Here is a 6457-nt window from a genome sequence, read left to right on the forward strand (position 1 = left end):
GAGATCACAATGACCGACGCCGCTCAGGATCCCGAAGCCGCCCGCTGGCACTACCATCCCGAAGGCCCGGTTGGGCTGAACCCGTTGTTCAGTTGGCCGCCCAGGCCCGCGGCGGTTTTCAGGTGGTACAGCGGCGCGTGGCTTCAGATAACGTCTTTGACGCTTTGTTTGTTGCTGGCCATTGTTGCCTACGCGTTTTTCTTTCCCGCGCTGGAGACGATGAAGACCTTTTCGCCCGGTTGGATGTTTCGCATCTGGCTTCTGAACATCGTGCCGCAGATCGTGGTGGCCGGCGGCCTGCATTGGTGGCTGTACATGCGCAAAGGGCAGGGCATGTACAAAAAGTTCGATCGAAGGGATCTGACCCGCGACAACGGAACCTTCACATTCCGCAATCAGGTGCTGGACAATATCTGGTGGACGCTCGGCAGCGCCATGACTGTGGCGACCGTTTATCAGTGGCTGATTTATTGGGCGATGGCGAACGGGTACGTGCCCACCGTCACATGGGCCAGCGCGCCCGTATGGTTTGTGCTCTGGCTGGTGTTCATTCCGATGTGGTCGGGGTTGCACTTTTACTGGGTGCACCGGTTGGAACACCACCCGAAACTGTACAAACATGTGCACGCAGTTCACCATCGCAATGTAAACATCGGTCCATGGTCGGGCATCTCAAACCATTGGTTCGAGAATTTCCTGTACTTCACGACGTATTTCATCCACCTGATCGTGCCGTCGCACCCGCTGCACGTTTTGTTCCACACGTATTTCCAGCAGATCAGCCCGGTACTGTCCCATTCCGGTTTCGAAAAACTCAGGGCTGGCGAAACGGATGCGGCGCGGGCCGGAGACTTTTTCCACCAATTGCACCACCGGTATTTCGAGTGCAATTACGGAACCTCGGAAATTCCGTTCGACAAGTGGTTCGGCACGTACCATGACGGGTCCGCAGACGCCACGACGCGCACGCGGGCATTCAAAAAGCAGATGTATACCTGAAATCGCGAACGGGATCAGCCGCGTTCGAACAAGGCGATGAACGCTGTGTCGTCCTTGTTCGGTCCGGCAGCAAGGTCGCCGTAAATACGCACTTTGGTCAGGGTCAGGTTTTCGATCTGGCCCGTCGACATGTCTTGCAGGGCTTCAGCAAATCCATGCTCAGCATAGTGTTCTGCATTGATGGACAGCGCGAATTGCGCCCCGTGGCGCGCGATGCGCAGCAACGCCGGCAGGACTTCCGGACCCAAATGCCCATGTGTGAACGTCCCCGAAGACACGACGCCCGAGTAGCTCTCGGGTGGAACCGGTAAACCCTGCGTCAGATCGGCTTCGATCGCGTCGCGGTAAATGTCCTTGCGCATCGCCTGATCCAGCATTTCGGCGCTGATATCCGTGGCGTCGATCGGACCGACACCTAGACCCGACAGGACCGCGCCACACAGGCCAGTGCCTGCACCTACATCCAGCACCGGACCCTGCCCACCTGCGCCTACAAAGGCGCGGGCCGTGTGAATGTGCAGCTGGTAGTCTTCAAGCGACGCAAAACTCTCGTCATAGTCCCCCGCCCACTCGGCATAAAGCTGGCGGTTATCCTCGGGCGATGTCAGAGAATATGCAGCGTGAAGGTCGGGCTTTTTGCGGCTCATGGCTCATTGAACGCGCATCGGCAGATTCGAATCAAGAGCAGCCTTGCACGCTTGCATCCCGGCGCATGTCACCCCATCAAAGGGGAATGATTGGTACGTTATTCACCTTCGGCCACGGCTATTCGGCCAGAGCCCTGTCCCGCAGCCTTGCGCCATCAGGTTGGCGGATGATCGGAACCACACGCGACGCAATCCATGTTGCGGAGATTCGCGCCTCGGGTGCGGAACCGCTGATCTGGCCGGGGCATGCGCCGGATCTGGATGGTGTGACCCACCTGCTGATCTCGACGGCTCCCACAGCGGAGGGGGATCCGGTTCTGGCCGAGTTGCGCGACGAGATCACGGCGCGCGCCAAGCAATTCACGTGGGTTGGCTACCTGTCAACGACTGCGGTTTACGGTGATCATCAGGGCAATTGGGTGGATGAGGAAACGCCGCCTACGCCAACCGCAAAACGCGGGCTTTGGCGGGTGCGGGCAGAAACCCAATGGTCGGAAATTCCGGACCTTCCGCTGCATATCTTCCGCTTGGCGGGTATCTACGGACCCGGACGCGGACCGTTTTCGAAACTCAAGAAGGGTGGACTGCGTCGGATCATCAAGCCGGATCAGGTGTTTTCACGCATCCATGTGGACGATATCGCACAGGTTCTTGCGGCATCCATGACGCAGCCAAACCCGGGTGCGATCTACAACGTCTGCGATGACGAGCCTGTTCCGCCGCAGGACGTGATCGGCTACGCCGCAGAACTGCAGGGCCTGCCAATGCCGCCCGCCGTGCCCTTTGATCAGGCTGATCTGACCCCGATGGCACGTAGTTTCTATAATGAAAACAAGCGGGTTCGGAATGAGCGGATAAAATCCGAACTTGGGGTGTCCCTGATGTATCCGAATTACCGGGTCGGGCTTGAGGCGTTGATGCAGGAAACGCCAGATGGCGCGGGCTTGTAGAGCTGCGACGTGCACACAGACCTTCGAGATACGGTTTGATCGCCCAAGCTATGATGATAGGAACGGGACTTGATGACAGACCGATCCGCCCATCTGACCATAACGGTTTCCACATTGACGCGGCAGCGTCCGGATATGTTGGAGGCGTTGCTGCGCAGTTGGGGCGCGCTTGACCTTCCAACGGATTGTACCGTCAGATTTCTGGTTGTTGAAAACGATAGCGCTGCGAACAGCGAGCCTGTTGTTAAGGCCGCGGGCGAAACCCTGCCGAACAAGGCCGCGGTCGATTATGTTCTGGAACCTGAATTGGGCATTCCCTTCGGCCGCAACCGCGCGGCGCGCGAGGCAATTGCCAACGGATCGGACCTGCTGTGCTTTGTGGATGATGACGAGGTTGTGGCGCAGGACTGGTTGGAACGCCTTGTTGCAGGGTATCGGGCAAGTCCAGCCGTGTTGCTCGGGGCACCGCTGCGGGCTGCTGGCCCCTCCGGGGGCGAGACAGCGGCGCAAAGACTGATGTTGCGCAACATCGGCAACCGTTACATGGAGAAGGAGACAGCCGCGGCCAATCGGGCAAGCCTGAACGATACGGGCGGCGTCACGATCGTCACCAACAATTGGCTGGGCGAAACCCGGCTGTTCAGCGAATTTGGGATATGGTTCGACGAAACCATGCGCATGACTGGCGGCACGGATGCGAAATTCTATGCCGAGACAGTTGCCAGGGGGCTGCCGGTCGGTTGGGTTCCCGACGCTTTTGTTTATGAGACTGTCCCGGCCTCGCGGCTGAGTTTCTGGTATCAGGCGGCGCGTGGGCGGGATCAGTCCAATACACATATGCGCCGGAAAATGCAGACACGTCCGATGAGCGCGGTATTGGGATTTCTGACTGTTCCGCTTCGCGTGATTGGCCTGATCGTAGCCGCTTTGCTGCTGCCGTTTCAGCCGGATCGCAGGTATATCCAGATCGCTCGAACGGCAGGATGGCTGGTGGGCGTTCTGGGCATACCGTTTGGCTACAAGTCGGCACTGTATCTAAAGGTCAGCGGCCACTGAGCGTCCGGATTTCTAGTCTCGCGCCGCCTATCTGCTCGTCCGATTTCGATAATTAAAAGCTATTAATACTATCAAAAAACAAAACTTATGCGCATGGCTTTATGTTGCTATTGTCGAGGCAGACAGGAAGAACGAGTCGCTGATGCAAATTTCCGGCATGGTCGCAACACGCTCCCCAACCTTTGTACAACGCGATTGTGGGGCTGGTTTGCGCATTTGTCATTCAGTGGCGTTACCCTTCTTACATTGAACCGCGCGACTCACAGAACAGTAGCCAGGAGTGGAGAAAGACATGGACGGAAGCGATACCCCGAACACCGGCGGATGCCCTGTAATGCACGGTGCCGGAACCCGGTCGAACCGGGATTGGTGGCCCAATCAGCTGAACCTTTCGATCCTGCATCAAAGTGCACCCGCGTCGAATCCAATGGGCGAAGAGTTCAACTATGCTGAGGAATTCAAGAAGCTGGATTACAAGGCGCTGAAAGAGGACCTCTATGCGCTGATGACGGATTCTCAAGACTGGTGGCCCGCAGATTACGGTCACTATGGCGGCCTGTTCATCCGCATGGCCTGGCACAGCGCCGGAACGTATCGGACAGCGGATGGTCGCGGTGGAGCCTCAACTGGTAACCAACGTTTCGCGCCGCTCAACAGCTGGCCGGACAACGGCAATCTGGACAAGGCGCGCCGCCTGCTGTGGCCGATCAAACAGAAGTACGGCAACCAGATCTCATGGGCCGACCTGTATATACTGGCGGGGAACTGCGCCATCGAATCGATGGGCGGCAAGACCTTTGGCTTTGCCGGTGGCCGCGAAGACATATGGGCGCCCGAGGAAGACATCTATTGGGGGGCCGAGACAGAATGGCTTGCGCCGACCGAAAATCCGCACAGCCGGTATTCGGGTGAGCGTGATCTGGAAAACCCGCTGGCAGCGGTTCAGATGGGCCTGATCTATGTGAACCCCGAAGGGCCGGATGGGCAGCCTGACGCGCTGGCCTCGGGCCGCGATATCCGCGACACGTTTGGCCGCATGGCGATGAACGATGAGGAAACCGTCGCACTTGTGGCAGGTGGGCACACCTTCGGTAAAGCGCATGGCGCGGGCGACCCGGATCTGGTTGGCCCCGAGCCCGAAGCCGCCCCGATCGAGGATATGGGCCTTGGTTGGATCAACGCCTATGGAACCGGCAAAGGCGACGACACCACCACCAGCGGCATCGAAGGCGCATGGACCGCAAATCCGACCAAGTGGGACAATGGCTATTTTGACCTGCTGTTTGGATATGACTGGAACCTGACCAAAAGCCCGGCGGGCGCATGGATCTGGGAACCGGCCAACGTCAAAGAAGAAGACATGGCCCCAGCGGCGGGCGATCCATCCCGGAAGGTGAAGACGATGATGACCACCGCCGACATGGCGATGCGCATGGACCCGATCTATGGCCCGATCTCGAAACGGTTCCACGAGAACCCGGATGAGTTCGCCGATGCCTTCGCCCGCGCCTGGTTCAAGCTAACCCACCGGGACATGGGGCCGCGTTCGAACTATATTGGTGAGGAAGCACCCGCTGAGGAGCTGTTGTGGCAGGATAACGTCCCCGCCGTCGATCACGATCTGGTCGATGATGCGGATGTTGCTGATCTTAAATCCAAAATTGCGGCAACAGGCCTGTCAGTATCCGAATTGGTCTCGACGGCCTGGGCGTCGGCGTCGACGTTCCGCGGATCCGATAAACGGGGTGGTGCCAACGGGGCACGCATCCGTCTGGCTCCGCAGAAAGACTGGGATGTGAATGAGCCGATGAAGCTCTCCAAGGCGCTGGACGCGTTGGAAGGTGTTCAAAAGGCGTTCAATGATGCCCAGTCCGGCAACAAGAGAGTATCGCTTGCGGATGTGATCGTTCTGGCAGGTTCGGTTGGCGTCGAACAAGCCGCCAAAGCGGGAGGTCAGGATGTCGAGGTACCGTTCACGCCGGGTCGTACTGACGCCACCCAGAACCAAACGGATGTTGAATCCTTCGGTATGCTTGAACCGGCTGCCGATGGTTTCCGAAACTACCAGAAGACCGAATTCAGTGTTTCGCCCGAAGAACTGTTGGTCGACAAGGCGCAGTTGCTGACACTCTCAGCGCCGGAAATGACGGTCCTTGTAGGTGGTCTGCGTGTTATGGGCACCAACTTTGGAGGCACCGAGCATGGTGTGTTCACGGATCGGGTCGGTACGCTCAGCAATGACTTCTTCACCAACCTGCTGGATATGAGCACGGAATGGAAACCAGCGGGACATGGCGTCTATGAAGGTCGCGACCGCGCCAGCGGCGACGTCAAGTGGACCGGTACCCGCGTCGATCTTGTCTTTGGGTCAAACTCGCAATTGCGGGCGCTGGCCGAAGTCTACGGGCAGGCGGACGCCGAAGGCAAATTCGTCTGCGACTTTGTTTCAGCCTGGAACAAGGTAATGAACGCGGATCGGTTTGATTTGAAGTGATCCTCGCAATCACTACTTAAGACACGCCGTTGCGGGGGACCGTAGCGGCGTTTCCTTCTCACCAGGACTCGGATGTAGCCAAGCAATGAGTGCGATTCCATCCGCTGGGTGGATGTTCGTACAGGATCGACAAAAGACTGAGCCGTATAGCGTGTGGATTCTAAATCTAACCTATTGTTTTCATTAACCTGAGCCAATTTCAGCTGAACAAAGTGAAGTTTTTTCAAAATGGGGGTTGCAGGTCCCAGACCTAATCCGTAAATACCCCTTCACCGGCGGCGCTGAGGGTGCTGCTGACGGGTCGGAGAGAC

Annotated in this window: 5 protein-coding genes; 4 read left to right on the plus strand and 1 reads right to left on the minus strand. The window is 58.0% G+C overall.

Annotated features, from left to right (window positions below):
- Positions 1–9 precede the first annotated feature (9 nt).
- Positions 10–999, plus strand: a complete 990-nt coding sequence (locus RA28_RS21900) for a sterol desaturase family protein (RefSeq protein ID WP_039533432.1) — start codon at positions 10–12, stop codon at positions 997–999.
- 14 nt (positions 1000–1013) lie between these two features.
- Here RA28_RS21900 and RA28_RS21905 read toward each other — a convergent pair whose 3' ends face one another.
- A complete protein-coding gene (locus RA28_RS21905) occupies positions 1014–1646 on the minus strand; it encodes a class I SAM-dependent DNA methyltransferase (RefSeq protein WP_039533378.1) in 633 nt (210 codons plus the stop codon).
- A gap of 86 nt (positions 1647–1732) precedes the next feature.
- Between RA28_RS21905 and RA28_RS21910 the strand changes: the two genes are divergently transcribed.
- From RA28_RS21910 to katG, 3 genes are all read left to right on the plus strand, one after another.
- On the plus strand, positions 1733–2596 hold the full coding sequence (locus tag RA28_RS21910) for an SDR family oxidoreductase (RefSeq protein ID WP_039533380.1): 864 nt from the start codon (positions 1733–1735) through the stop codon (positions 2594–2596).
- A gap of 72 nt (positions 2597–2668) precedes the next feature.
- Positions 2669–3652 (plus strand): glycosyltransferase family 2 protein, encoded by a 984-nt coding sequence (locus RA28_RS21915; RefSeq protein WP_039533381.1) that lies wholly within the window; start codon positions 2669–2671, stop codon positions 3650–3652.
- A gap of 292 nt (positions 3653–3944) precedes the next feature.
- Entirely contained in the window at positions 3945–6146 is a 2202-nt protein-coding gene (gene katG, locus RA28_RS21920; RefSeq protein WP_039533434.1) for a catalase/peroxidase HPI, read from the plus strand.
- The last annotated feature ends 311 nt before the right edge of the window (positions 6147–6457 follow it).

Origin of the sequence: Ruegeria sp. ANG-S4, from assembly GCF_000814005.1 — a bacterium.
GTDB lineage: Bacteria > Pseudomonadota > Alphaproteobacteria > Rhodobacterales > Rhodobacteraceae > Ruegeria.